The organism is Methylorubrum extorquens (genome assembly GCF_024169925.1).
In the GTDB taxonomy this organism is placed as follows: Bacteria; Pseudomonadota; Alphaproteobacteria; order Rhizobiales; family Beijerinckiaceae; genus Methylobacterium; species Methylobacterium extorquens_A.
Genome location: NZ_JALJXF010000001.1, coordinates 2,729,764 through 2,753,537 on the forward strand (window position 1 = coordinate 2,729,764; position 23,774 = coordinate 2,753,537).

Here is a 23,774-nt window from a genome sequence, read left to right on the forward strand (position 1 = left end):
CGCCCTTCCCGACAGGTAGGGCGATCCGCGGCGGGTCAGAACGGACTGACCGGAAAAAATCGCAGATACAGCTCGGCGTACTTCCCGTCGTCCCACACCCGCTGCAACGCGTCGTCGAGGGCGCGGGCCAGTGCCGCGTCCTCGGTGCGGGTGACGAAGCCGATGCCCTCGCCGAAATAGCGGTTCTCGAGGTAGTCGCCGCCGGACGTGGCGCAGCAGCCTTCCGCCTCCTGGCCGTTCAGCCAGAGCGCGAGGCTCAGGCCGTCGGCGAACAGATACTCGACCTCGCCGCGCTTGAGCGCGCTCTGGGCCGCCGAGAGATCGGTGAAGGTCTTTCGCGTGGCGTTGGGGAAGAAGGCCTTGAGAAAGGCTTCGTGGGCGCTGCCCTCGACGATTCCGATGCTCCGCCCGGCGAGTGCGGTCGCCGAGGGGGCGGGCAGGCTGCGGTCCTTGCGGGCGATGAAGCGGGCGGGCCAGCGGAAGTAGGGCCGCGTCGCCAGGAAGCGCGCGCGCAGGGCCGGCGTCAGGGGAATGGCGGCGGCCACCACGTCGCCCTGCTTGTCCGCCAGCGCATCGAGCAGCGTGTCGAAGCGGCGCGCCTGCACCGTGCACATCACCGTCAGCCGCTCGCAGACCGCGCGGGCGAGTTCCACGGCAAAGCCGGTCGGCGTCCCGTCGGGCCCTGCGAAATGCAGCGGCGGAAACTCGTCGTCGGTCATGAATCGCACCGCCCGCCCGGTCTGGGGCGCCTCGACCCGCTCGCCGCGGGCTCGGGGATTCCAAAAATTCGGAATGACCACGGAGGGAGGCTCGCCGACGGGGGGAGCAGGCTGTTGTGCCTGTGCAACGCCTGCGAGTAGGCTCAGCAGAACACCCGCGATCGCGGCGGGCAAGGCCCGCCACCGTCTTGACGCAGGGGTTGAGGCGGCGGAGCGATACACGTCCGTGGAAAGGTCGAAGCCCATACCTTTCCCTAGCACGGCGTGGGGCTGCGGGGAGCCGCCCCCTGTTCGACCTTGCCGATGGAAGTCACGCCCAAGCGCCCGCTGTCCCCGTGAAAGCGGGCACGGGCGCGGCCGATACGTCGGATTCCGGCCAGTGGCCGGCCGAGATCGCCTTCCTCGCTGGCGAAGGCGTGTCGCCACGTGTGCTGGACCGGGCGAGCGCCGTCGCCCGCCGCTGCGGGACGGATGCAGCGACCGCCCTGCTGAACGAGGGTCTGGTCTCCGAGGACGCGTTCTACCGGGCCCTGGCCCGGCGGCTCGGGACGGTGTTCCTCGATGCCCCGATCCGGCTCGGCGACGGCCTGCGCTATCCGCACTGCCTCGTCGTCGGCGCCGCACTGCTCGCTCCCGGTTCGGCCGCCCTGGTCGTCACCGCGCCTCATGGCCCGGCCATCGCCCGTTTGATCCGGGCCGTGGAGCGCTTGGAGTCGCGGCCGGCCGTGACGACGCCGACGCGCCTCAGGCTGGCGGTGTTCGCTCAGCACGGTGCCGGCATCGCCTCGGAGGCGTCCGATGCCCTGGGCCGTCTGCGACCCGAATGGTCCTGCCGGCCGGGCCCTCATGCCCTCGACCTTGCGCTCGGAGGCACCGCGCTCGCGCTCTTCGTCGGGCTCGTCCGTCTGCCCAGCGTCATCGGCTTCGTTCTGCTGGCGCTGGTCCAGGCCCTGATGCTGGCGCTGCTGACCTTCCGCCTCGCTGCGGTGGGTACCGGAGCGGCCAGACCCTTCGGGATGCGGCCCGTGCTCCTCACCGATGCCGCGCTTCCGACCTACACGGTGCTCGTCGCCCTCTACCGGGAGGCGGCGGTGGTGCCGCGCCTCGTGCGGACGCTGGCGCGGCTCGATTATCCGGCGGCCAAGCTCGACATCAAGTTCCTGCTGGAGGCCGACGATGCGGAGACCGCCGCAGCGCTCCGCGCCATTCCGCTGCCGACCCGGTTCGAGATCGTGACGGTGCCGCCGGGCCAACCGCGCACCAAGCCGCGGGCCCTGAACGCGGCGCTGCCGCTGGCCCGCGGCACGTATCTCGTCGTGTTCGACGCGGAGGACGTGATCGAGCCCGATCAGCTCCGGCGCGCAGCCACGCTGTTTGCGTGGTCACCCCCTTCGATCGCCTGCCTCCAGGGCCGCCTCGTCATCGACAACGAGGGGGACGGGCTGCTGCCCCGACTGTTCGCGATCGAGTACGCCGCCTTGTTCGACGTGCTGGCTCCGGCGCTGGCGGCGTGGCGGATGCCGATCCCGCTCGGCGGAACCTCGACGCATTTCCGAACGCGGGTGCTCCGGTCGCTGCACGGATGGGATGCCTGGAACGTGACCGAGGATGCCGATCTCGGCTTGCGCCTCGCCTTGGCGGGTTACCGGGTCGGCGATCTGCCGAGTTCCACCTACGAGGAGGCGCCGAGGCGGCTGAAGGCTTGGCTGCGCCAGCGCACCCGGTGGATGAAGGGTTTTTTGCAGACCAGCTTCACCCACGGCCGGCGCCCGCGCGCGGTCTATCGCCGTCTCGGGGCGGCGGAGACCCTGTGCGCCCTGGCCTTCGTACCCGGCACGGTCGCCTCGGCGTTGTTCTACCCGTTCCTGATGGCGGGCAGCCTCGGGGAGCTGTTCCTCGTGCCGGCCGACGACACCGTGCTGGCGCATCTCACCCGGGCCGGGGCCTGGACCATCTTCTTCGCCGGCCTTGCGGCGATGTGGCTGCCCGGCTTCATCGGCTGCCTGCGGCGGGGCTGGGGCGATCTCCTGCCCTTCGTCCTGCTGCTGCCGCTCTACCATCTGCTGGTCAGCCTCGCGGCGTGGATGGCGATGGTCGAGTGGCTGCGCGACCCGCACCGCTGGGACAAGACCGAGCACGGGCTGGCCCGCACCTCCCGCACGGGAGCGCTGGGGCGGCGCCCGCCGGGTGCTGTTAGATCCGCTTCGACAGTTCCGCCGCCGTCTCCGCCGCCGGCCGGCTGAGGTTGACCGCGCCGACGAAGCCGTTGCGGGCGTCCATCAGGTAGACGAGCGCGGTGTGCTCCATCGTGTAGTCGCCGCTCGAACTCGGCACCTTCTTGGCGTAGGCGCGGAACGTCTTGACCGTCGCCGCGACCTGCTCCGAGCTGCCGGTGAGGCCGACGATGCGCGGGTCGAAGCTCGACAGGTAGGTCTTCAGCGATGCGGGCGTGTCGCGCTCGGGGTCGACGCTGACGAAGGCGACCTTCATCGCATCCGCCTTGGGGCCGAGCGCTGCCAGCACGTCGCTGATCTGCTGGAGCGTGGTCGGGCAGACGTCGGGGCAATGGGTGAAGCCGAAGAACATCAGGTAGGGCTTGTCGGCGAAATCGCGCTCGCTGACCGTCGCGCCGTCCTGGTTCACCAGGGTGAAGGGACCGCCGATGCCACTCGGGCCGCTCTGCGGATGCTGCGGCACCAGCGTCATCACCAGCGCGACGGAGATCGCCACGAGGCCGGCCACGAAGGCGGCGAGCGGTAGGAGAACGCTGCGGGACGGACGCATGGGGCCCTCGAAGGCGTGTCTGTGGAGGCGGCGCGACGGGCGAGGCGGCCGCATGAAAATGCCCCGACCCATGGCATCGCCGATAAGGGAAGCGGCGGTCCGAGCGTATCGGGGCAATGCCCCTCACATCACAGAGCCGGGGCGGGCCGCAAGCCCGCGAGAGGCCGCAAGGCCTGCAGTCGCGCGGGGCCTGTACAGGAGGTTCAGGAAGCTTCCGCCCGGATCTCGACGTCCCGATCCACGCTGCGTGCGTTGTGCCGGCGCAGGGCCTCGCCGACCATCAGGAGCGCCGGCCCTTCGAGCCCGGAGGCCTCGACCCGCTCGGCGAGGTCGGCGGCGGTGCCGGCCACTGTTGCCTGCTTGGCTCGGGTCGCGTTGAACACGACGAGGGCCGGCGTCTCGGGTGCGAGCCCCTCGGCGATGGCCCGCTCCAGCAGGGCGCGCAGCGTGCGCTTGGGCATGTAGACCACGGTGGTGACGCTGCGATCGGCGAGCGCGCCCCAGTTCAGATCCTCGGGTAGCGCCCCGCGCCGGTCGTGACCGGTGACGAATTGCAGGCGCCGGGCCGCGTCGCGATGGGTCAACGATACGCCGAGCGCCGCCGCCGCCCCCTGCGCCGCGCTGACGCCGGGCACGATGGTGCAGGGAATGCCTGCCGCCTCGCAGGCCTCGATCTCCTCGCCGGCCCGCCCGAAGACGAGCGGGTCACCGGATTTCAGCCGCACCACCTGCTTGCCGGATTTGGCCAGCGAGACCATCAGCGCGTTGATGTCGTCCTGGCGGCAGGAGGGGCCGTGGCCGGTCTTGCCGACCAGCATGGTGCGGGCCTCGCGGCGGGCATAGTCGAGGATCTCGGGGGCGACGAGGTCGTCGTAGAGGATCACGTCGGCGTTGCGTAAGCTTCGCAGGGCCTTGAGGGTGAGGAGTTCGGCGTCACCCGGCCCGGCGCCGACAAGCGTCACCGCGCCGCCGAGGGGCAGCGCCTCGGCCTGACCCATCAGGTCGGCGAGGTCGGCCTCGGTCGGCGTGCGGTCCGGCTCGGCGAAGGCGCGGTCGGTGAAGCGCTCCCAGAAGCCGCGCCGCTCGGCAAAACCGTGGAAGCGGGCCGAGACCGCCTCGCGCCAGTCGCGGGCGGCGCCGACCCAGTGCTTGAAGCCGCGCGGCAGCATCGCCTCGATGCGTGCCCGCACCGTCTGCCCGAAGACCGGGGCGGCGCCCTCGGTCGAGATGCCGACGACGAGCGGCGAGCGGTTGACGATGGCGCCGAACTTCACGTCGCACAGATGCGGCCGGTCGACCGCATTGACGATGGCCCCGGCCGCGCGTGCCGCCGCGACGAAGGCAACGCAGTCAGTCTCGTCCTCCATGGCGCCGATGGCGAAGGCCGCGCCCTTCAGGTCTTCCGGGGTCCAGCGGCGCTCGTGCAGGATCACCGAGCCGGCGGCGATCTCGGCCGGCACGCCGCGCAACTCCTCGCTCGGCTCTTCGGCATAGACATCGACCCGCGCGCCGGCGGCGGCCAGCAGTTTCACCTTCCAGGGGGCGCCGCCATTGGAGCCGGCGAGCACGGCGCGCTTGTCCTGGAGCGGCACGAACACGGGGAGCACCGCCAGCGGCTCGAGGCCGGCGCGGGTTTCGCGGGGTTGGCGGGGCGTGCTCATGGTCTTTGTGTACGACTCGACTCAGGGGTCCGGTCCGCCTCGCTCATCCGCGCCGAGGCTGCTTTGCAGCACCTCAGGAAGAGGGCGAGAGTGGGACGGAGAACCTGAAAACTGCGCCTACGCGGCGCTGCGCGCAAGCGCCGGTGCGAGAAGCTTGCGGATCTCAGGGATGCATGAGCCGCAATTCGTTCCCGCCTTGCAGGCCGCGCCCACCGCCTCGACCGAGCCGGCCCCGGCGGCGATGGTTGCGGTGATGACGTCGAGTCCGACGCCGTGGCAGGCGCAGACCACCGGACCGGCCGAGGCCGTCGCCGCCCGGCCCGAGAGCAGGGTGCGCCGGTCGATGGCGTCGATGTCGGGGGCGGCGAATACCGCCTTGGCGAGTTCCCAATCCGGCCGCCGATCCCCCGGCGCCACACTGAGCGCGGCCACGAGGCGGTCGCCGCGCGTGACGACGCAGCGGTAGAGTCCGCGGGCATGATCGACGTACTCGGCCAGTTCGTGGCCGGGGAACATCCCGCGCACGGACAAAGCCATCTCCCGCGAGCCCTCCCCTGTCGCGAAGAGGAGACCGGAGCCGCCGGAGACGGTCGCCCGTGCCCACCACCAGCCGGCGGGGGCCGCCTGGGCGTCGCGCGTCAGCAGGTAGCCGCGGGAGCGGTAAGCCACCGCCTCGACGGAGGCCGGCGTCGCCTTCAGTTCGGGCTGGCCCGAGACCGGATCGGGGATGCCGCGGGCCAGCGCCGCCGCGCGCCCGTGAGAGGCGGTCATGTCAGACCAGTGCATCGGCGCGAAGATCGAGCCCGGCAGAACGGCGTCCGTCACCGTCACTTCGAGGATCGCGCTGCCGAGATCGGTGGTGATGCGCGCAAATCCCCCGTCATTCAGGCGGTAGCGGGCGGCGTCGTCGGGGTGGATCTCGACGAAGGGCACGGCGCGGTGCCCCGAGAGGCGCTGGCTTTTGCCCGTGCGGGTCATGGTGTGCCAGTGGTCGCGGATGCGGCCGGTGTTGAGCACGAGCGGGCGCTCGGCGGTCACCGGCTGCGCCAGGGCGGGCGGCTGCACGGCAACGAAGCGGGCGCGCTGATCGAAGGTGTAGAAGCGCCCGTCGGCGAAGAGCCGGGCGCGGCCCTTCTTCCCGTCCGCTCCGCGCTTCGGCACCGGCCACTGTATCGGCCGATGGGCATCGTAGCCGCGGTCGCTCATCTCGGCGAGGCCGCCGAGGTCGAAATCGCGGGTGCCCTCGTTCTCGAAGGCCGAGAGCGCGGCGTGCTCGCGGAAGATGTCGGCGGCGGACTTGTAGGCGAAGGCCTCGCCATGGCCGAGGCGGCGGGCGACGTCGCACAGGATCGCCCAATCGGCCCGCGCCTGCCCCGGCGCCTTCAGGAAGGCGCGCTGGCGCGAGATGCGCCGCTCGGAGTTCGTCACCGTGCCGTCCTTCTCGCCCCAGGCGAGCGCCGGCAGCAGCACGGTCTTCTTGCCCGTCGCGCGGGCGCTGTCGCTGGTGGCGACGGCCTCCGAGACGACGTAGAGGTCGAGCCCCTGGATCGCTTCGCGGATCCGGTCGGCCCGCGGCATCGAGACGAGCGGATTGGTGCCGATCACCCACAGCGCCTTGATCTTGCCCCGCTCGATCGCCTCGAAGAGGGCCACCGCCTTCATCCCCTCGCCGGTGATGATGTTGGGCGCCTTCCAGAAGCGGCGCACCCGGTCCACCTCCTCGGGGGCGAAGTGCATGTGAGCGGCCAGCATGTTGGCCAAGCCCCCGACCTCGCGCCCGCCCATGGCGTTGGGCTGGCCGGTGAGCGAGAGCGGCCCCATGCCGGGCTGTCCGATCCGCCCAGTGGCGAGATGGCAGTTGATGATGGCGTTGCCCTTGTCGGTGCCCTGGGCCGACTGGTTCGCCCCCTGGCTGAAGGCGGTGACGACCCGCTTCGTCTTCGCGAACAGTTCGAAGAAGGCCTGCACGTCGGCTTCCGCCAGCCCCGTGGCGCGGGCGGTGGCGGCGACATCCGGCGCGATCTGCCGGGCGCGCTCCAGAGCGCCCTCGAAGCCGGCGGTGTGCGCCTCGATGAAGTGTCCGTCGAGCTTGGCCTGTCCGGCCAGATAGGCAAGCAAACCGGAGAACAGCGCGGAATCGGTGCCGGGCTGGAGGCCGAGATGCAGGTCGGCCTCCTCCCCGGTCTGCGTCCGGCGGGGATCGACGGTGACGATCCGGGTGCCGCGGCTGTTGCGCGCATCGACCATGCGGCGAAACAGGATCGGGTGGCACCACGCGGTATTGGAGCCGACGAGCACGATCAGGTCGGCCTCGTCGAGATCTTCGTAGCAGCCGGGCACGGTGTCGGAGCCGAAGGCGCGGCGGTGGGCGGCGACGGCGCTCGACATGCACAGCCGCGAATTGGTGTCGACATGCGGCGTGCCGAGGAAGCCCTTGGCCAGCTTGTTGGCGACGTAATAGTCCTCGGTCAGGATCTGGCCCGACAGGTAGAAGGCGATCGCGTCCGGCCCGTGCTGCTCGGCGATCCGCCTCAAGCCCCCGGCGACCGTGCCGAGCGCGCCCTCCCAGGTCGCGGTCTGGCCATCGACGGTCGGGACGAGCAGCCGGTCGCCGAGATCGACGGTCTCGCCGAGCGCCGAGCCCTTGGAGCAGAGGCGGCCGAAATTCGCGGGATGCTCGGGATCGCCCGCGATCGCGACGCCGCCCTGGCCGTCCGGCGTCGCAAGTACGCCGCAGCCGACGCCGCAATAGGGGCAGGTCGTCTTCACCGCGGGCGCGGCGAGATCGGGGGCGGGCTGAGACATCGCGAATCCTCGGCGGATCTTTTCGCCACACGGACGTTTCGCCCGAGATCGCAAAAGTCGGGCCGCTCGCTCGCACACCGCCGACGGTGGCCGAAAGTCCAAGCCGTTTAAGATGGTTCGGGCCGATCCTCGCCTGCTATCCTCGGTGGCGCTTCTGGGCTCATGGATATCCGCCGGCCCGGCCTCAGATAACCACGAGAGAACGATCAGGGAGACGAACACCATGAGCGAGTCCGCGAGCCCCCAGCCCGAGCGGATCGATCCCGTCACCGCCGAACAGGCGGACAATGCCGGCACGCCCCTGCGGGTGACCGCGACGCCCGCGGCGCTCGAACTGATCGAGGAACTCAAGTCGGAGTACGGCCCGGTGATGTTCCACCAGTCCGGCGGCTGCTGCGACGGCTCCTCGCCGATGTGCTACCCCGTGGGCGACTTCATCACGAGCGACGGCGACGTGCATCTCGGTCGGGTCGGCGGCGCGGACTTCTTCATCTCGCGCTCGCAGTTCGAAGTCTGGAAGCACACCCACATCATGCTCGATGTGGTGCCCGGCCGCGGCGGCATGTTCTCGCTCGAGAACGGCCGCGAGAAGCGCTTCCACGTCCGCTCGCGGCTGTTCACGCAGGCGGAGAACGAGGCGTTGTCCGGCGCCTGCCGATTGTAGGCGCAGCCCGTCAGCGCAGGCCGATCTCCGTGCGGCTTTCCGCGGCGAGGCGGAGGTCCGTCTCCGTCGTCGCGTCGAGCGGTGCGAGGCGTGCCGCGGTGCCATGCAGGGCGCCCGCGGCGTCACCGTTGAAGCTGCCATCGAGGAGGCCGGGGCGGCTCGTCCCGTCGGCGGTGATCACCCGCCATGCCAGGATGCGCGGACCCGCCTCGCCCTCACGCGGCGGAAGCAGCGCGGCGTAGGGCTGGCGCCGGCCGTCCCCGGTGACGAAGGTGCAGGCGGCGACCCGCGCCGTGCCGAAGACGAGCCCGAGATCGGTGCGGGTCTCGCAGGTCAGCGTTCCCGCCACCCTGCCCTCAGCGGTGGCATCAATCGTGCGCGCGTCGGCGGCGGTGGCGAGGGTCATGGCAACAAGGGCGGCGAGGATCGTGCGCATGGAAACGGCTCCGCATGGAAGGGTCGCCTCCCCGAGGAAGCGTTGCCGTGACCATGATCGGCCCGCATTGCCGGCCGATGTTGTGGCGATGCCCGATTGTTTCGTCGGGCACCGCGATCACGCAATCAAAGGCCCGGCTTACGCCTCGCGCTGCAGGGCGTGGACCGAGAACAGCCCGTCCGGGTCGGTCCAGGCCTCGAGCGAGGCCCAGCCGGCACGGGCGGCGAGCGCCCGGAACCCGTCGAGGGTATATTTGTAGCTGTTCTCGGTGTGGATCGATTCGCCCTCTGCGAAGGCGAAGCTGCGGCCGGCCACGCGCACAGTCTGCGCCCGACGGCTGACGAGATGCATCTCGATGCGCGAGGCCGCCTCGTTGAAGAAGGCCCGGTGCGTGAAGTCTTCGAGGCTGATCTCGCCGTCGAGTTCGCGATTGATGCGGTGGAGAAGATTGAGGTTGAACGCGGCCGTGACCCCGGCCGCGTCATCGTAGGCCGCCTCCAGCACGGCCCGGTCCTTCACGAGATCGACGCCGAGCACCAGCGTCGCGCCCGGTCCGAGGATGCGGCCGAACACATCGAGGAGGCGGGTCGCCTCGCCGGGCTCGAAATTGCCGATGGTCGAGCCGGGGAAGAAGCCTGCCAGAGGCCGCTCGCCGAAGCCGTCGGGCAGGGCGAAGGCGCGGGTGAAGTCGGCGACCACCGGCTCGACGGTAAGATCGGGAAAGTCGCCGCGCAGGGTCTCGGCCTGTTCGCGCAGGAACTCGCCCGACACATCGACGGGGAGATAGGCCGAGAGGCTCGGCAGGTGCCGCAGCAGACGCCGCAGCTTCGCGGTCGAGCCGCTGCCGAACTCGACCAGCGCCGCACCCTCCGGCACCAGGGCGGCGATCTCGGGGCCGCGCGCATCGAGGATGCCGAGCTCCGTCCGGGTCGGGTAGTATTCCGGCAGGACGGTGATCTGCTCGAACAGGGCGGAGCCGGCGGCGTCGTAGAAATACTTTGCCGGCAGCGCCTTCGGGCTCGTGCCGAGCCCGTCCCAGACATCGGCCAGGAACAGGCCGTTCTCGGAGATGGGGGCGGCGGGGCTCGATGCCGTCAGGCGGGGGTCGATCGTCAAAGGCTTACTCCGGGACCGCGGGAGGGTTGAGGACGAGGCGGGGGATCAGCCCTGCGCGTCGGCGAGCCGCAGGCCGGTGAACTGCCAGCGCTGGTGCGGGTAGAAGAAGTTGCGGTAGCCGGCCCGCGCATGCCCGTCCGGCGTCGCGACCGAGGCGCCGCGCAGCACGTACTGGCTCGACATGAACTTGCCGTTGTACTCGCCGAGCGCACCGGAGACCGGGCGGTAGCCCGGATAGGGGCCGTAGGCGCTCCGGGTCCATTGCCAGACGAGGCCGAAGGCATCGTCGATCAGGCCGTCGCGGGCGGCGACCTCCCACTCGGCCTCCGTTGGCAGATCGCGGCCGGCCCAGCGGGCATAGGCGTCGGCCTCGAAGTAGCTGACATGGGTGACGGGCGCGGCCGGATCGACGGCCTTACGGCCGGCGAGCGACATCATCGACCAACGCTCGTCATCCCGGCGCCAGTAGCCCGGCGCCTCCCAGCCCTCGCGCTGGACGCAGAGCCAGCCCTCGTTGAGCCACAGCTCGGGCCGCGCGTAGCCGCCGTCTTCGATGAAGGCGAGCCAGTCGCGGTTCGTCACGAGGCCGCGGTCGATGGTGGCGCCGAGCATCAGCACGTCGTGGCGCGGACTCTCGTTGTCGAAGGCAAAACCGTGCCCGTCATGGCCGATCCGGGTGATGCCTCTTTCGAGAGCAACCTTGCCGGCGCTTGCCTGCGCGTTGGGCATCGCCCAGCCCGTATCGTAGACGGGATCGAGCGGGTTCTGCGCGAAGGCGTGCAGGATGTCGGTGAGCATCAACTCCTGATGCTGCTGCTCGTGGTAGAGGCCGATCTCCAGGATCGGCAGCGCGCGCTCCAATGCCTCGTCCGAGGTTTCGCGCAGCCACACCGTCACCGCGCGGTCGACATGGGTGCGGTAGGCGGCGGTCTCCGCCGTGGTCGGCCGGGTGATCATCCCGCGCAGGAAGCGCGGCTGCCGCGGGCCGGCCTGCACGTAGTACGAGTTGAACAGGTAGTGCAGGCGCTCGTCGTAGATGGCGTAGCCCGGCAGGTGCTCGCGCAGCAGGAACTGCTCGAAGAACCACGTCGTGTGCGCCCGGTGCCACTTGGTCGGGCTCGCATCCTCCATCGACTGGATCTGCTGATCCTCGGGCGAGAGCGGGGCGGCGCGCCGCTCGGTCTCGTCGCGCACGGTGCGGAACGCGGCGATCCAGGCGTCGCGGTCGATCGGTCGGGCGTCGAGCGGGGGCGGCGGGAAGGCCGCGCCGCGCTCAGGGTGGGTGAGACGTGCTGCACCGGCTGCCATTGTTGGAATCTCTTCCTCCGTTGCGCGCCGGAAATAGACGCCGAATGTCGTCTGACAACGTGGAGGCCCGCCAAGCTGTTCGTCGCACCCCTTGTCGCACCTGCGGCCGCCATCGCCCGGAGCGCAGCCTTTTTGCAGCCGCAGTGAGGTGTCCTTAACCGTCGCGGACGGACACTCGACGCCCCACGGTTTCTAGGGATGCGCGAGCCCGGGCGGCGGTGATGCGGATCGATCTGATGGCAGGGGCGACCCTTTCGGCGGCGTTGCCGGCGCAGAATTCTCAGCCGGTCATCCTCGTCTTCGATTCCGGCCTCGGCGGTCTCACCGTGCTGGATCAGGTGCGCCGCGCCCGTCCGGATGCGTCCTACGTCTACGCCGCCGACGACGCGGCCTTCCCCTACGGTGCCCTGACCGAGGAACGGCTGGTGGCGCGGGTGATCGCGGTGATGGAGCGACTGCTCCTGCGTCACGCCCCCGACCTCGTGGTGATCGCCTGTAACACCGCCTCGACCCTGGTGCTGCCGGCGCTGCGCCAGCGCTTCGTCACGCCCTTCGTCGGCGTGGTGCCGCCGATCAAGCCGGCCGCCGCGCTGACGCGGAGCCGCGTCATCTCCCTACTCGCCACCCCCGGCACCGTGGCGCGGGCCTATACCCACGATCTCGTCGCGAACTTCGCGGGCGATTGTGCCGTGACGCTGGTAGGCTCGAAGAACCTCGCGGGCTACGCCGAGGCCGAGATGGCCGGCGAGCCGGTCTCGGACGCGGCGATCCTGGCCGAGATCGGACCCTGCTTCGTGGAAGGGGCGGATGGACGACGCACCGACGTGGTCTGCCTCTCCTGCACCCACTACCCGCTGCTGCTGCCCCGCTTCGAGCGTCTCGCCCCCTGGCCGGTCACTTGGATCGACCCGGCTCCCGCCATCGCCCGCCGGGTGATCCAGCTTCTCGGCGAGATGCCCGCGCACGCGCTCGACGCGCCGCCCGCCTGCGCCGTGTTCACGGGCGGGGCCGGGCTCAACCCGGCGCTCGGCCGCTCGCTGGAGCGGCGGGGCCTGTCCGAGACGGTGGTCGAGGCGATGCCGCTGACGGTGTGCTGAGACGGGCCGTCAGCGCATCGCCCACGCTGCCAGTTCCTCCGGCACCAGCGTCGCCTCATCTTGCCGGGCGATGATCTCCGCGAGACCGACCGGCGAAAAATCCCAGGCATCGACGCCGACATCGCAGGAGCGGGTGGTGTCGGGTAACGTCGCGTGGGTGTGTCCGTAGAGGTGGCGGGTCTCGCGCCACAGGCCGGGCCAAGCGCGGTGGGCGTAGTGCGCCAGGAACAGCCGCCAGGACTGGCCGGTCTCGTCGGTCACCGAAATCCGGACGCTTTCCACCGGCGACTCGGCCCAGGGTAGGTCGAGCACGCGATTGCTGTCGTGGTTGCCCCGCACCAGCCGCTTGATACCGTTCAGCCGGGCGAAAACGCTGGCGCAATGGTCGCGGCTCGCATGGGCAGCGAAGTCGCCGAGATGCCAGACCTCGTCCGCCGCGCCGACCCGCGCGTTCCAGCGGGCGATCAGCGCCTCGTCATGCGCCTCCACCGAAGTGAAGCCGGTTCGGCGACGCTCGACGAGCCGGGCGTCGCCGAAATGGGTGTCGGCGATGAAGAGGGTTGCCATTCGTTCTTCACGAAGATGTGAGAGGTGTCGTTGGGCTCGGAGGGGAGGAGCCGGCCTCGCGTGCACCACGATCCCAACTCGCTCGACGCCGCAGGGTCTCTGTCGCGAACAACAACAAAAGGTACAATTCTGCCGATCTGCTGTCCGGAACCACATGAATGGGGCAGGTTCCCCGGCGGATGTGTCGAAATGCGCAGGATTTTTCAGAGGACTTGTGGCGAAGTGTCACCTGTGTCGCTCGGCTCACCTGCACAAACGTGCTAGCGCGGCTGCCATGCCGGTCTGGACAAAAATCCTCATTGTCGTCGCCATTGCCGTGATCCTGACGGCGTGGGGATGGATGCTGGACGTGAGCCTGTCCGCCGTCCATGCGTGGCTTCTCGACCGGATCGGCCATACCGGGATGCGCCTTCTGATCGGGACGATGGTGTTCGCGGGGGCCTGGGCCCTCTGGAAGGAGACGGAGGATCGATGAGCCGGCCTTTCGCCGTCGCGCTTCTGGCGCTGTCTCTCTATCTCGGCGTGCTGGATTGCGCCTTGAACCTCGGCTTCTCGGCGGTCCATGCGTGGCTGCTCGATCTGGTCGGCAGGGCCGGCCTGTGGATCGTCATCGCGGCCACCCTGTTCGGCGGTACCTGGGCTGTCTGGAGCGAGCAGGAAGACGGCTGACGGCCGGCATCGAAAATGATGCTCTGGGCTTTTGTTATTGCATCGTCTTTTTCCGAAAGCCGGCAACCAGCTTTCGGGATGATGCTCTAGAATCTGTCGATTACCGCGGCAGCCCAGATCAGGGCGGCGATGACCTGCGTTAGGAACGCTCCGGCCGAGGCCAGATCCTTCACGATGCCGATCCGCTCGTGCCGGTCGGGATGGAGGTGGTCGCACAGCTTCTCGATCGCGGTGTTCAGGAGTTCCGCCCCGAGCATCAGCAGCAGGCTGGCGATGAGTGCCACCCGCACCCACAGGCTGCCGCCGAGAACGAGCGCCACGGGCAGGCCGAGCGCCAGCAGGACGAGTTCGAGCCGGACCGCCCGTTCGGTGCGACCGCCATGGACGAGGCCGCGCCAGGAATTCAGGAAGGCGAGGTAGAGCGCGGTCACGGCCCCTCCCCTGGAACCGCCCGGGCGATCCACTTGGCGAGGATCGGGCCGGTCGCCAGCACGACGAACAGGCGCAGGGTCTGCACCGCCAGCACGAACGACACGTCGACCCGCGAGCCGACGGCGATGATCGCCACCGAATCGAGCCCGCCCGGACTGGTGGCCAGGAAGGCGGTCAGGAAATCGATCGGGAGCCAGTGGGTGAGGATCCAGGCCCAGACGCCGCAGAGCAGGATGATCCCGATGGTCGCCGCCAGCACCCCCGGCAGCGCGTGGAGCGTCTCTTCCAGGGTGCGCCGGTTGAAGCGCAGCCCGACATACCAGCCGACCGCCGCGTAGGCCGTATCGAGCACCGGCGCGGGCAAGGCGATGTCGAGAAGGCCGGCAGCGTGCAGGCCCGCGCCGAGCAGCATCGGCCCGATCAGGGGGGCGGAGGGCAGCCGCAGCAGCGACGCGAGGCCGAACCCGGCGGCGGCGACCGCGATCGTCGCCGCGAGGCCGGGCCAGCTCCATGTCTCGCCGGGAGCGCCCGCGCCGGACGGGCCGGCGACGTCGGCGAGGAGGCGCGCGGCGAGCGAGGCCGAGAGCACCACGGCGGCGACGCGTACGTACTGCATGAACGCGACCAAGCGCGGATCGGCGCCGTAATCCTCCGCCATCGCCACCATGGCGGCGGCTCCGCCCGGCGATGAGCCCCAGGCCGCCGTCGTGCCGGGCAGGACGCGCAGCCGCGTGAGCGCCAGCCCGGTGAGCGCGCCGGCCGCGACCGTCACACCGACGACCGCGAGGATGATGAACCCGTCCTCGCGCAGGGTCGCGGCGATCTCGGTGGTTGCGGAGCGGGCGACGAGGCAGCCGATCGCCGCCTGGGCCGCCAGGAAGAGCGGCCGGCCGAGCGAGAGTCCAGCGCCGCGAACCCCGAAGGCGATCGCGGCGAGCATCGGCCCGAGGAGGAAGGCGGCGGGAAAATGCGCGCGGCTCAAGCCGTAGGCGAGAGCGGCCGAGACGGCGACGAGCGCCGCCCAGCGCAGGAGGATGCGGGTCTCGGGCACGGGCCTGGATGCTGGATCGCGCGGGGGAAGACGGGAGAGGAACCGCGCGTGGCCCGCGCTACACGCTCTTCCCCGAACTGTCACGGCACGGGGCCGGGGCGCCGACCCCGGCGGTGGTCTCAGGCGGTCCACCGCTCCCGCCCGCCGGGCGGTGGGACACCGTAGGCCTCATCCTCCCGGCAGGCGGCGGTGCCGGGCGGCGCGTGCGCCCGGAAGAAGGCCGCCAGATGCGCGAGGCCCGCCGCTCGCGGATCGCTGGAACGCCATGCCAGAGCCAGGGTGCGGCCGGGGCCCTCTCCCTCGAAGTTGCGCACCACCGTCAGCCCGGTCGGATCGGGGCCGGAGGGAATCGCCAAGGCCGGAATCAGGGTATAGCCGGCGCCCGCCGCCACCATCGAGCGCAGGGTTTCGAGGCTCGTGGCGTGCCGGCCCGCGCCACGCAGGGTGCCGCAGGCGGCGATGGTCTGATCGCGCAGGCAATTGCCCTCGTCGAGCAGCAGCAGGTCCGGACCGCTCAGGTTTTCCGCCCGCGGCGGCGCACCCTGGGCGAAGGCGTGGTCCACCGGGCAGGCGAGCCGGAACGGCTCGACGAAGAGCGGCGAGAGGGTAAGCCCCGAAGCCGCGACCGGCAGGGACACCAGGGCCGCGTCGATGCGCCCATCACGCAAGCCATCGAGGATCTCGGCGGTGCGCGCCTCGCTGAGCGCCAGCGTCAGAAGCGGAAATTCCTGGCGCAGCAGGCGCAAAACCAGGGGGAAGTAGTAGGGCCCCAGCGTCTGGATCGCGGCCAGCACCAGCCGGCCGGTGAGCGGCGAGCCGCGCCCCTCGACGGCGAGCGCCAGCAGGCGCTGCGCCTCGCCGAGCACCACGCGGGCCTGCCGCACGATCCCCTGCCCCGCGACCGTCAGCAACACGCGACGGTTGGACCGCTCGAACAAGGTCAGCCCGAGCGCATTCTCGAGTTTGCGCACCTGTACGGACAGCGTCGGCTGGCTCACGTTGCAGCGTTCGGCGGCCCGGCCGAAATGCCCCTCGTCGGCGACGGCGACGACATATTCGAGATCGCGCAGGGAGAGTCCGGACAGGTTCATAGGCTGCATCTATCACGTCGTTTGTAATGATGCATTTGCCAATGGGTCATGCCTGGGTCATACCTGCGAGCGAGAATGGTTCCAGGTTTCGGCCCGCTGGCTCTCGCCTGCGCTGGCCGACCGCACCATCCGATGTTTCAAAGAGAGAGTGACGCATGAGCGAGAACCGCCCGATTCTGACGACCCGCCAGGGCCATCCGGTCCGCGACAACCAGAGCACGCGCACGGTCGGAGAGCGGGGGCCGGCGACGCTCGAGAACTACCAGTTTATCGAGAAGATCACCCATTTCGACCGCGAGCGGATTCCGGAGCGTGTGGTGCATGCCCGCGGCGCCGGCGCGCACGGCTACTTCGAGGCCTACGGCAAGATCGGCAACGAGCCGGCTTCCAAGTACACCCGCGCCCGCGTGCTGAACGAGACCGGTGTGAAGACGCCGATGTTCGTGCGCTTCTCCACCGTGGCCGGTGCCAAGGAATCGCCCGAGACCGCGCGCGACCCGCGCGGCTTTGCGGTGAAGTTCAAGACTGTCGAGGGCAACTGGGACCTCGTGGGCAACAACCTCAAGGTCTTCTTCATCCGCGACGCGATCAAGTTCCCCGACATGATCCACGCGTTCAAGCCGGATCCGGTGACGAACCGCCAGGAGGCATGGCGCTTCTTCGACTTCGTGGCGCAGCACCCCGAAGCGATCCACATGGTGACTCACCTGAAGTCGCCGTGGGGCATTCCGGCCAACTATCGCGAGATGGAAGGCTCGGGCGTCAACACCTACAAGCTGGTCAACGACCAGGGCGAGGCCGTGCTCTGCAAGTTCCACTGGGAGCCCAAGCAGGGCGTCCGCAACCTGACCTCGGCCCAGGCGGCGGAGATTCAGGGCAAGGACGTCGGCCACGCGACGCGTGACCTCTACGACAACATCAGCGCCGGCAACTTCCCCGAGTGGGAATTCTGCGTGCAGATCATGCCCGACGGCCCGAACGACCACCTGTCGTTCGATCCGCTCGACGACACCAAGCTGTGGCCGGTCGAAGACTTCCCGCTGCTGCCGGTCGGCCGCATGGTTCTCGACCGCGTGCCGGACAACTTCTTCGCGGAAGTCGAGCAGTCGGCCTTCGGCACGGGCGTGCTCGTGGACGGCATCGACTTCTCGGACGACAAGATGCTGCAGGGCCGGACGCTGTCCTACTCGGACACGCAGCGCTACCGCGTCGGCGCCAACTACCTGCAGCTGCCGATCAACGCGCCGCAGCCCGGTGTGAAGGTCTATTCGAACCAGCGCGATGGCCAGATGACCTACGGCGTCGATGGGACGGGCCAGAACCGGCACATTAACTACGAGCCGTCGACCCTCGGCGAGGGTCTGCGCGAGGCGCCCAAGCCGGCACGCGACTACCACCAGCCGGTCAGCGGGAATCTCGGCCGCTACCAGACCTCGCGGACCGAGGACGACTACACCCAGGCCGGTGTGCGCTACCGCTCGTTCCAGGATTGGGAGCGCGAGGATCTGATCGCCAATCTCGTCGGCGACATGAAGCAGTGCCCGGAAGCCATCCAGCTTCGGATGGTCTGGCACTTCTGGCACGCCGATGAGGATTACGGCCGCCGCGTCGCGGAAGGAGCCGGGATCGATCTGGAGAAGGCCAAGGCCCTGCCACCCCTCCCCGGCCGTGCCGCCCCGCACAAGCGCCTCCAGGCAGAGACCTACACCGACGGCAGCACCGCCTCGCACAAGGTCGCCGCCGAGTAAGGCCAAGAACCCAACGACGTAAAAAACCCCGCTCGACCATCAGGTCGGGCGGGGTTTTTCTTGAGAAGAAGATGGGAGCATCAATGCTCCCATCGTCTCAGAACCTTACGGGCAAGAGCGGCGCACGCCGCGACGAACGGCGTAGGTCTGCGTCTGCGGATCGTAGGTCTTGAAGCGGCGGGCGCACTCGGCGACCAAGTCGTCGTCACCGCCGGGCGCGACACCGGTCGTCACCGTTTCGGTGCCGTAATAGCCGGCCGGCGCGTAGTAACCCTCGTCGTAGCCGCCGTAGCCATAACCCGGATATCCGTAGCCGCCGCCGTAGAGGCCACCTGCCGCGAGGCCGAGACCGGCGCCGACCCCCAGGCCGAGCCCGAGACCGCCGTAGCCGTAACCCCGGCGATAGAAGCCGGCATTGCGCCAGCGGTTGCCGCCGTAGTAGCCGCGATTGCCGAAGCCGGGCCGCACGCCCGCGACGCCGTTGCCGAAGCCGGGACGACCAACGCCGAACCCAGGGCGACCGGCAAAGCCACCGCCTCGGAAGCCGCCTCCGGCGAGGCCGGCGCCGCCGCCCCGGAACCCACCACCGGCCAGACCGGCTCCACCGCCGCGGAAGCCGCCCCCGGCAAAGCCGCCGCCACCGCCGCGGCCGAACCCGCTCACGCCACCTGCGCCGAGCGCGCTGCGGAAGTTGCCGCCGCCGAGGCCGCCGGAGCCGCCGACACCGATCGGCCGCGCGTCCGCGCTCGCCGGAAGATAGGCCAGGGCGCCCGCAAGGACGGCCGAGGCCAGGAAGATCTGTTTCATCGTCATTCCCTTGGAGTTCGAGAGAATGGCCTGCACCGGTTTCCACCGGCGAAAAATGGGCCGTTATCTTAAGAACGCCGGGCGATGACGGATGATCCTACGGCCAAGATTGCTCGAATGTCGCGCATGCGTCGCCATTCGCGCGCGGGCGTCTTGAAAGCTCTCCGATCTAACCTTGGCCGTTAAGTACGACGGCGGCGCGCGGCGAGTGCGATCAGGAGGCAACCGATGAGGCCGGCCCCGAACGGCAGATCGCCGAAGGCGGCGTAGAGGGTCCGTCCGGGCAGCCTTGCCGGCAAATTCGCATCGAGTACGCTCTCGATGCCGAGCGGGAGGCTCGCGACGATCCGGCCATGGGCATCGACCACCGCCGAGATGCCGGAATTGGCGTCGCGCACCAGCGGCAACCCCTCCTCCACCGCCCGCAGCCGACTCTGCGCGAAGTGCTGGCGCGGGCCCGGCGTGTCGCCGAACCACGCATCGTTGGTGAGGTTGAGGATCAGCCCCGGTACGGCGGGCGCACCCTCGGCCGGATCGGGCGGCAGGATCGCGCCGGGGAAGATCGCCTCGTAGCAGATCGTCGCCGCGACCGGCGGCAGGCCCGGCACGTTGAGGATGCGCTGGCCGGCGCGATCACCTGCGGTGAAGCCACCGGGGATGGAGACGAACTGGCGCAGACCCACCGCCCGCAGCAGCGCATCGAGCGGCCCCGGCAGGTATTCGCCGAAGGGGACGAGGTGGACCTTGTCGTAGAGGTCGCCGAAGCGCCCGCCCGCGCCGATCGTCAGGATCGAGTTGAAGAAGACGGCGTTCTCGCGGGTCAGCCGCTCGCCATCGGGCAGCTCGCGCACCCGTGCGGCGCCGGCGATGAGTTGCTTGCCCTCGGGCAAAGCCGCGCCGATCCGCCCGAGCGCCTGCGGGTCGCGCTGGATTAGGAACGGAAAGGCCGATTCCGGCCAGATCAGGTGAGTGACGTCGGCGATGCCGGTGCGGTCGGGCGAGAGGGCGCGGTCGCTGAGTTCGAGATACTTGCCGACGATCCGCTCGCGGTTCTCCGAGCCGAACTTGTCGTCCTGCGGGATGTTGGGCTGGATCAGCCTCAGGCGCACGCCCGCCACGGTCGGATCGGGCGCGGCGGGCACGCGCCCTGCGCCGTAGGCGGCAAGCCCCGCGAGCGCTGCGAGGCCTGCCAGAGCCGGCCCGAACCGGCCCCGCGGTGTCGCGCCGGTGGCGAGCGTCGCGGGCGCGGCGGCGATCAGCACCGCGAGCAGGGTCAGTCCGTAGAGGCCGACGAGCGAGGCGGCCTGCATCATCCAGAGGTTGCCCCCAAGCGCCATGCCCAGCGTGTTCCAGGGAAAGCCCGTCAGGATATGCCCGCGTAGCCACTCGGCGGCCGCGAGCCCGAAGGCGAGCGCCGCGATGCGGGCGGCCCCCCGCGACCAGACGAGGCGCGCGAGGGCAAAGCCCGCGGCGCAGAACAGGGCGAGCACCGCCGGCAGGCCGACGACGCCGAGCGGCAGCGCCCAGGCGAACTGGTCCGCTTCCACGAGGAAGGCGGCGCCGAGCCACCACAGTCCGGCGGTGAAGTAGCCAAAGCCCCAGGCCCAGCCGATCCCGGCGCAGACCCACACCGTGCGCCGGCCGGAGCCATCGATCGCCGCGCCGTCAATCAACCAGACGGCGATCGAGAGCGACACGACGAGCGCGGGGAACAGGCCATAGGGCGGCATCGCCAGCGCGCCGCAGGCGCCGGCCGCGACGGCGATCGCCGCCCGCGTCCAGCCGTGGCTCAGGATGATCCGGTGCGCGATGGCCTCGAGGAGGCCGATCCGTGCCGCGGCCGAGCCTATTCCGGCGCCGAGCGGAGCGGTCATGCCGTGTCGCTTTGTCTCGTGATCGTTAGCATGAGGTGCATTCCTTGCGATGAACACGTCGTCGGAATGCGCCAGCCTTGCTCGCGCCGTCTCGTTCCCGAAAGCCGGAGGCCGCCTTTCAGGACGATGCTTTACCGGCCGGATTCAGCGACCTGCGCGGTGTCCGTGTCGGGTGCGTGCGGTGCCGGGCGGGGCGGTGGTAGGGCGAGCGGCACCACGGTGCCGATCTTGGCCTGCGCGCGCTGGAGCTTGATCCGCTTGACCCGCCGGGGGTCGGCGTCGAGCACCTCGAATTCGAGGTCGTCGGGGCCGGGAATTCGCTCACCGCGCTTCGGAACCCGGCCAGCCAGGGTGACGATCAGGCCGCCGATCGTGTCGATTTCTTCCGCGAGTTCCCCGAAGGCGGCGGCGAGGTCGAGGCCGGTGGCCGCCGACACCTCCGCGAGGCCGGCGCGGGCGTCGGCGATGTATGCCTCCGTCTCGCCTTCCATGCGGTTGACGAGCTGGCCCTCGGCCACGTCGTGCTCATCCTCGATGTCGCCGACGACCATCTCGATCAGATCCTCGATCGAGATCAGCCCATCGGTGCCGCCATACTCGTCGATGACCAGCGCCATGTGGGTGCGCGTGGCCTGCATCCGCACCAGCAGATCGATGGCCGGCATGGAGGGCGGGACGAACAGCACCGGACGCTGGATCCGGGTGGAGGCAAGGGTTGCGGTAAGATCGACCTTGCCGAGATCGAGGCTGCGCAGCGCGCCGCGGGCGGAAGCCGTGCGGCGCGGGCGCGGCGTCGGCTTGGCCTCGGCGCCGGTGACCACGGGCTGCGGCGCGGCCCGGCGCGGCGCGGCTTCCGCCTGGGTGGCGAGGTATTCCACGAAGTCGCGGATGTGGACCATGCCGCGGGGATCGTCGAGGGTTTCGCCGTAGACCGGCAGGCGCGAATGGCCGGCGGTGCGGAACAGCTTCAGGAGATCGCCGAGGCTGGTGTCGCTGGCCACTGCCACGATGTCGGCGCGGGGCAGCATCACATCGTCGACGCGCACCTTGTGCAGGCCGAGCACGTTCTTGAGCATGGCGCGCTCGAGGGGAGAAAAGGCGTCCTCACCCGTGCCGGGCTCGGCCAGGGCCTCCTCGATGTCGGTGCGCAGGGAGTCGCGCGGACGCATTTGGAAGACGTTCAGCAGACGATCGTACCACGCCTCGCGTGGGGGCGGTTCGGCGTCCGCGGCTGGCGCGGCCAGGGCCGCGCCGCGACTTCGGTCGTTGGTCATGGGTCTCTAGGCTGGATACGGCGGGAGTGCCGGAGTTCAGTCGTCGTAAGGGTTCGGAATGCCGAGCGCGCGGAGCGCGGCGACCTCGAGCGCCTCCATGGCGTCGGCCTCGGCCTCGCCGGTCTCATGGTCCTGTCCGAGAAGGTGAAGGGTGCCATGAACGAGGAGGTGGGCGAAATGGTGCTCGAAGGGCTTCGACTGCTCCGCACTCTCGCGCACGAGCGTGTCATACGCAAGAACCACGTCGCCCAGCGGCCGTGCCAGACCGGGCTGGGACGGTTGCTCCGCGGCCGGAAACGATAACACGTTGGTGGGTTTATCCTTGTTCCGCCATGTGCGGTTGAGGGCTTGAACGGTGGCGTCGTCGGCGAGCAGGACGCTCACTTCGACGGGGCCGGCGGCCGAATCGGGCAGAATTGCCAATCCCGCCTCGACGGCCCGCAGCGTGAACGCCTCCAGTTCGGGGATCGCCTGTTCCCAGCGCGCATCCTCGACGGCGATGTCGATCTCGTTGTCGCTCATGTCGGTCGGTGCAGGCTCACGCCAGCGGCCGGCGCCGCGGGTTCGGGTTGCGGTCGGCCTCGCCCTCGCCGTGGGCGGCGGACTCGTAGGCCGTGACGATGCGGCGCACGAGATCGTGGCGCACCACGTCCACGTCGCGGAAGCGCACGCGGCCGATGCCCTCGACGCCGTCGAGCACGTTCACCGCCTCGACGAGGCCGGATTTCTGGCCCGGCGGCAGGTCGATCTGGCTCGGATCGCCGGTGATGATCATGCGCGAGTTCTCGCCCAATCGGGTCAGGAACATCTTCATCTGCATCGAGGTCGTGTTCTGCGCCTCATCGAGCAGCACCACGGCATTGGTCAGCGTGCGCCCGCGCATGAAGGCGAGCGGGGCGATCTCGATGATGCCGGTCTGAAGGCCGCGATCGACGTGGCGCGCCTCCATGAAGTCGTAGAGCGCATCGTAGATCGGTCGAAGATACGGATCGACCTTCTCACGCATGTCGCCGGGCAGGAAGCCGAGCCGCTCGCCGGCCTCGACCGCCGGGCGCGACAGGATCAGCCGCTCGGCATGGCCCTGCTCCAGCATCGAGACGGCGTGGCCGACCGCGAGCCAGGTCTTGCCGGTGCCGGCGGGGCCTTCGGCGAAGACGAGTTCGTTGGCTCGCAGGAGCTTGATGTAGTCGCTCTGCGCCGCGTTGCGGGCGCGCACGGCGCCGCGCTTGCGGGTGGCGATCTGCTCGAATTGCTCGCGGCCATTATCTGCGACGATCTCGGCGGAGGGGAACAGGTTGCCCTGCACGGTGACCTCTTGGATCACCCCGTCGACGTCGCCCAGTGTCAGGGTCGTGCCGGCCTTCTGCACCCGCGTGTAGAGCCGCTCGAACACGCGGCGTGCCTTCTCGGCAGCCTCAGGCGTGCCCTTGACCACGAGGTGGTTGCCGAGCGCCGTGCCGGTGATGCCGAGCCGTCGCTCGATATGGGCGACGTTTTGGTCGTACTGACCGAAGACGAGACTGGCGAGGCGGTTGTCGTCGAAGGTGAGCGAGACCTCCACAACTTCGGCGAGACCCGGACGCCCCGGTGAGGGGCGGTTGTTGCGGCCAGCAGGGCCACGGGCGGACGCAACGTCAATCGGCACGCGAGAGATCCGGCATGGTGATGGGC

The 23,774-nt window shown here is 69.9% G+C and carries 22 protein-coding genes; 6 read left to right on the forward strand and 16 right to left on the reverse strand.

The genetic code is table 11. The annotated features are described in order from the left end of the window. Window positions 1-35 precede the first annotated feature (35 nt). Window positions 36-965, reverse strand: a complete 930-nt coding sequence (locus tag J2W78_RS12840; protein WP_253371008.1) for a transporter substrate-binding domain-containing protein — start codon at window positions 963-965, stop codon at window positions 36-38. An 89-nt stretch (window positions 966-1,054) separates the two neighbouring features. Here J2W78_RS12840 and J2W78_RS12845 point away from each other — a divergent pair, with 89 nt between their 5' ends. Next, complete coding sequence (locus tag J2W78_RS12845; RefSeq protein ID WP_437178547.1) at window positions 1,055-2,962, forward strand: glycosyltransferase family 2 protein; 1,908 nt, start codon at window positions 1,055-1,057, stop codon at window positions 2,960-2,962. Here the strand turns inward: J2W78_RS12845 and J2W78_RS12850 are convergent. From J2W78_RS12850 to J2W78_RS12860, 3 genes are all read right to left on the reverse strand, one after another. Continuing rightward, the gene (locus J2W78_RS12850; RefSeq protein WP_253371010.1) at window positions 2,913-3,503 is read right to left on the reverse strand and encodes an SCO family protein; all 591 of its coding nucleotides are present in this window, start codon (window positions 3,501-3,503) and stop codon (window positions 2,913-2,915) included. The two genes, J2W78_RS12845 and J2W78_RS12850, sit on opposite strands and share 50 nt — an antisense overlap. A gap of 203 nt (window positions 3,504-3,706) precedes the next feature. Next, a complete protein-coding gene (cysG, locus tag J2W78_RS12855; RefSeq protein ID WP_253371012.1) occupies window positions 3,707-5,164 on the reverse strand; it encodes a siroheme synthase CysG in 1,458 nt (485 codons plus the stop codon). A gap of 117 nt (window positions 5,165-5,281) precedes the next feature. Beyond that, window positions 5,282-7,969, reverse strand: coding sequence for a nitrate reductase (locus J2W78_RS12860; RefSeq protein WP_253371014.1), 2,688 nt, complete (start codon window positions 7,967-7,969; stop codon window positions 5,282-5,284). A gap of 223 nt (window positions 7,970-8,192) precedes the next feature. Here J2W78_RS12860 and J2W78_RS12865 point away from each other — a divergent pair, with 223 nt between their 5' ends. Next, on the forward strand, window positions 8,193-8,633 hold the full coding sequence (locus tag J2W78_RS12865) for a DUF779 domain-containing protein (protein ID WP_253371016.1): 441 nt from the start codon (window positions 8,193-8,195) through the stop codon (window positions 8,631-8,633). A gap of 10 nt (window positions 8,634-8,643) precedes the next feature. On the opposite strand, the gene J2W78_RS12870 is transcribed toward J2W78_RS12865, so the two are convergent. The 3 genes from J2W78_RS12870 to egtB all read right to left on the reverse strand — a co-directional run bounded on the left by J2W78_RS12870 (window position 8,644) and on the right by egtB (window position 11,493). Further along, window positions 8,644-9,069, reverse strand: coding sequence for a DUF992 domain-containing protein (locus tag J2W78_RS12870; RefSeq protein WP_253371018.1), 426 nt, complete (start codon window positions 9,067-9,069; stop codon window positions 8,644-8,646). A gap of 138 nt (window positions 9,070-9,207) precedes the next feature. Continuing rightward, window positions 9,208-10,185 carry an L-histidine N(alpha)-methyltransferase gene (gene egtD, locus J2W78_RS12875; RefSeq protein ID WP_253371020.1) on the reverse strand — a complete coding sequence of 326 codons (978 nt, stop codon included), beginning with the start codon at window positions 10,183-10,185 and terminating at the stop codon, window positions 9,208-9,210. Window positions 10,186-10,230: 45 nt separating this feature from the next. After that, on the reverse strand, window positions 10,231-11,493 hold the full coding sequence (egtB, locus tag J2W78_RS12880; protein ID WP_253371022.1) for an ergothioneine biosynthesis protein EgtB: 1,263 nt from the start codon (window positions 11,491-11,493) through the stop codon (window positions 10,231-10,233). A gap of 221 nt (window positions 11,494-11,714) precedes the next feature. On the opposite strand from egtB, the gene murI reads away from it, so the two are divergent. Continuing rightward, entirely contained in the window at window positions 11,715-12,590 is an 876-nt protein-coding gene (gene murI, locus J2W78_RS12885; RefSeq protein WP_253371023.1) for a glutamate racemase, read from the forward strand. A gap of 9 nt (window positions 12,591-12,599) precedes the next feature. On the opposite strand, the gene J2W78_RS12890 is transcribed toward murI, so the two are convergent. Next, on the reverse strand, window positions 12,600-13,157 hold the full coding sequence (locus J2W78_RS12890) for a metallophosphoesterase family protein (protein WP_253371024.1): 558 nt from the start codon (window positions 13,155-13,157) through the stop codon (window positions 12,600-12,602). 274 nt (window positions 13,158-13,431) lie between these two features. Between J2W78_RS12890 and J2W78_RS12895 the strand changes: the two genes are divergently transcribed. Both J2W78_RS12895 and J2W78_RS12900 read left to right on the forward strand, forming a co-directional pair. After that, window positions 13,432-13,632: a hypothetical protein gene (locus J2W78_RS12895; RefSeq protein ID WP_253371026.1), complete on the forward strand. Its 201-nt coding sequence runs from the start codon at window positions 13,432-13,434 to the stop codon at window positions 13,630-13,632. Then, window positions 13,629-13,826, forward strand: coding sequence for a hypothetical protein (locus tag J2W78_RS12900; protein ID WP_253371028.1), 198 nt, complete (start codon window positions 13,629-13,631; stop codon window positions 13,824-13,826). The genes J2W78_RS12895 and J2W78_RS12900 overlap by 4 nt, the downstream gene beginning before the upstream one ends. A gap of 86 nt (window positions 13,827-13,912) precedes the next feature. Here J2W78_RS12900 and J2W78_RS12905 read toward each other — a convergent pair whose 3' ends face one another. From J2W78_RS12905 to J2W78_RS12915, 3 genes are all read right to left on the reverse strand, one after another. Then, window positions 13,913-14,257, reverse strand: coding sequence for a diacylglycerol kinase (locus tag J2W78_RS12905; protein ID WP_253371030.1), 345 nt, complete (start codon window positions 14,255-14,257; stop codon window positions 13,913-13,915). Further along, complete coding sequence (locus J2W78_RS12910) at window positions 14,254-15,309, reverse strand: AbrB family transcriptional regulator (RefSeq protein WP_253371032.1); 1,056 nt, start codon at window positions 15,307-15,309, stop codon at window positions 14,254-14,256. Before J2W78_RS12910 ends, J2W78_RS12905 begins: the two co-directional genes overlap by 4 nt. Before the next feature lie 119 nt (window positions 15,310-15,428). Beyond that, window positions 15,429-16,400, reverse strand: a complete 972-nt coding sequence (locus J2W78_RS12915; protein WP_253371033.1) for a LysR substrate-binding domain-containing protein — start codon at window positions 16,398-16,400, stop codon at window positions 15,429-15,431. Window positions 16,401-16,555: 155 nt separating this feature from the next. Here J2W78_RS12915 and J2W78_RS12920 point away from each other — a divergent pair, with 155 nt between their 5' ends. Next, window positions 16,556-18,148: a catalase gene (locus tag J2W78_RS12920; protein WP_253371035.1), complete on the forward strand. Its 1,593-nt coding sequence runs from the start codon at window positions 16,556-16,558 to the stop codon at window positions 18,146-18,148. A 105-nt stretch (window positions 18,149-18,253) separates the two neighbouring features. Here J2W78_RS12920 and J2W78_RS12925 read toward each other — a convergent pair whose 3' ends face one another. From J2W78_RS12925 to J2W78_RS12945, 5 genes are all read right to left on the reverse strand, one after another. Then, window positions 18,254-18,955: a BA14K family protein gene (locus J2W78_RS12925; protein WP_253371037.1), complete on the reverse strand. Its 702-nt coding sequence runs from the start codon at window positions 18,953-18,955 to the stop codon at window positions 18,254-18,256. 182 nt (window positions 18,956-19,137) lie between these two features. Continuing rightward, the gene (lnt, locus tag J2W78_RS12930; RefSeq protein ID WP_253371039.1) at window positions 19,138-20,829 is read right to left on the reverse strand and encodes an apolipoprotein N-acyltransferase; all 1,692 of its coding nucleotides are present in this window, start codon (window positions 20,827-20,829) and stop codon (window positions 19,138-19,140) included. A gap of 131 nt (window positions 20,830-20,960) precedes the next feature. After that, window positions 20,961-22,103, reverse strand: a complete 1,143-nt coding sequence (locus J2W78_RS12935) for a hemolysin family protein (protein WP_253371041.1) — start codon at window positions 22,101-22,103, stop codon at window positions 20,961-20,963. Window positions 22,104-22,139: 36 nt separating this feature from the next. Beyond that, window positions 22,140-22,625 carry an rRNA maturation RNase YbeY gene (gene ybeY / locus J2W78_RS12940; protein ID WP_253371043.1) on the reverse strand — a complete coding sequence of 162 codons (486 nt, stop codon included), beginning with the start codon at window positions 22,623-22,625 and terminating at the stop codon, window positions 22,140-22,142. 16 nt (window positions 22,626-22,641) lie between these two features. Next, complete coding sequence (locus tag J2W78_RS12945) at window positions 22,642-23,748, reverse strand: PhoH family protein (RefSeq protein WP_253371045.1); 1,107 nt, start codon at window positions 23,746-23,748, stop codon at window positions 22,642-22,644. Window positions 23,749-23,774 lie beyond the last annotated feature (26 nt).

What these genes read in the sequence shown, in the direction of transcription:
- J2W78_RS12840 (WP_253371008.1), bottom strand. Translation starts at nt 965, where the DNA reads ATGGGCTTCGACCTTTCCACGGACGTGTATCGCTCCGCCGCCTCAACC.
- J2W78_RS12850 (WP_253371010.1), bottom strand. Translation starts at nt 3,503, where the DNA reads ATGCGTCCGTCCCGCAGCGTTCTCCTACCGCTCGCCGCCTTCGTGGCC.
- cysG (WP_253371012.1), bottom strand. Translation starts at nt 5,164, where the DNA reads ATGAGCACGCCCCGCCAACCCCGCGAAACCCGCGCCGGCCTCGAGCCG.
- J2W78_RS12860 (WP_253371014.1), bottom strand. Translation starts at nt 7,969, where the DNA reads ATGTCTCAGCCCGCCCCCGATCTCGCCGCGCCCGCGGTGAAGACGACC.
- J2W78_RS12865 (WP_253371016.1), top strand. Translation starts at nt 8,193, where the DNA reads ATGAGCGAGTCCGCGAGCCCCCAGCCCGAGCGGATCGATCCCGTCACC.
- J2W78_RS12870 (WP_253371018.1), bottom strand. Translation starts at nt 9,069, where the DNA reads ATGCGCACGATCCTCGCCGCCCTTGTTGCCATGACCCTCGCCACCGCC.
- egtB (WP_253371022.1), bottom strand. Translation starts at nt 11,493, where the DNA reads ATGGCAGCCGGTGCAGCACGTCTCACCCACCCTGAGCGCGGCGCGGCC.
- murI (WP_253371023.1), top strand. Translation starts at nt 11,715, where the DNA reads ATGCGGATCGATCTGATGGCAGGGGCGACCCTTTCGGCGGCGTTGCCG.
- J2W78_RS12890 (WP_253371024.1), bottom strand. Translation starts at nt 13,157, where the DNA reads ATGGCAACCCTCTTCATCGCCGACACCCATTTCGGCGACGCCCGGCTC.
- J2W78_RS12895 (WP_253371026.1), top strand. Translation starts at nt 13,432, where the DNA reads ATGCCGGTCTGGACAAAAATCCTCATTGTCGTCGCCATTGCCGTGATC.
- J2W78_RS12900 (WP_253371028.1), top strand. Translation starts at nt 13,629, where the DNA reads ATGAGCCGGCCTTTCGCCGTCGCGCTTCTGGCGCTGTCTCTCTATCTC.
- J2W78_RS12915 (WP_253371033.1), bottom strand. Translation starts at nt 16,400, where the DNA reads ATGAACCTGTCCGGACTCTCCCTGCGCGATCTCGAATATGTCGTCGCC.
- J2W78_RS12920 (WP_253371035.1), top strand. Translation starts at nt 16,556, where the DNA reads ATGAGCGAGAACCGCCCGATTCTGACGACCCGCCAGGGCCATCCGGTC.
- J2W78_RS12925 (WP_253371037.1), bottom strand. Translation starts at nt 18,955, where the DNA reads ATGAAACAGATCTTCCTGGCCTCGGCCGTCCTTGCGGGCGCCCTGGCC.
- lnt (WP_253371039.1), bottom strand. Translation starts at nt 20,829, where the DNA reads ATGACCGCTCCGCTCGGCGCCGGAATAGGCTCGGCCGCGGCACGGATC.
- J2W78_RS12935 (WP_253371041.1), bottom strand. Translation starts at nt 22,103, where the DNA reads ATGACCAACGACCGAAGTCGCGGCGCGGCCCTGGCCGCGCCAGCCGCG.
- ybeY (WP_253371043.1), bottom strand. Translation starts at nt 22,625, where the DNA reads ATGAGCGACAACGAGATCGACATCGCCGTCGAGGATGCGCGCTGGGAA.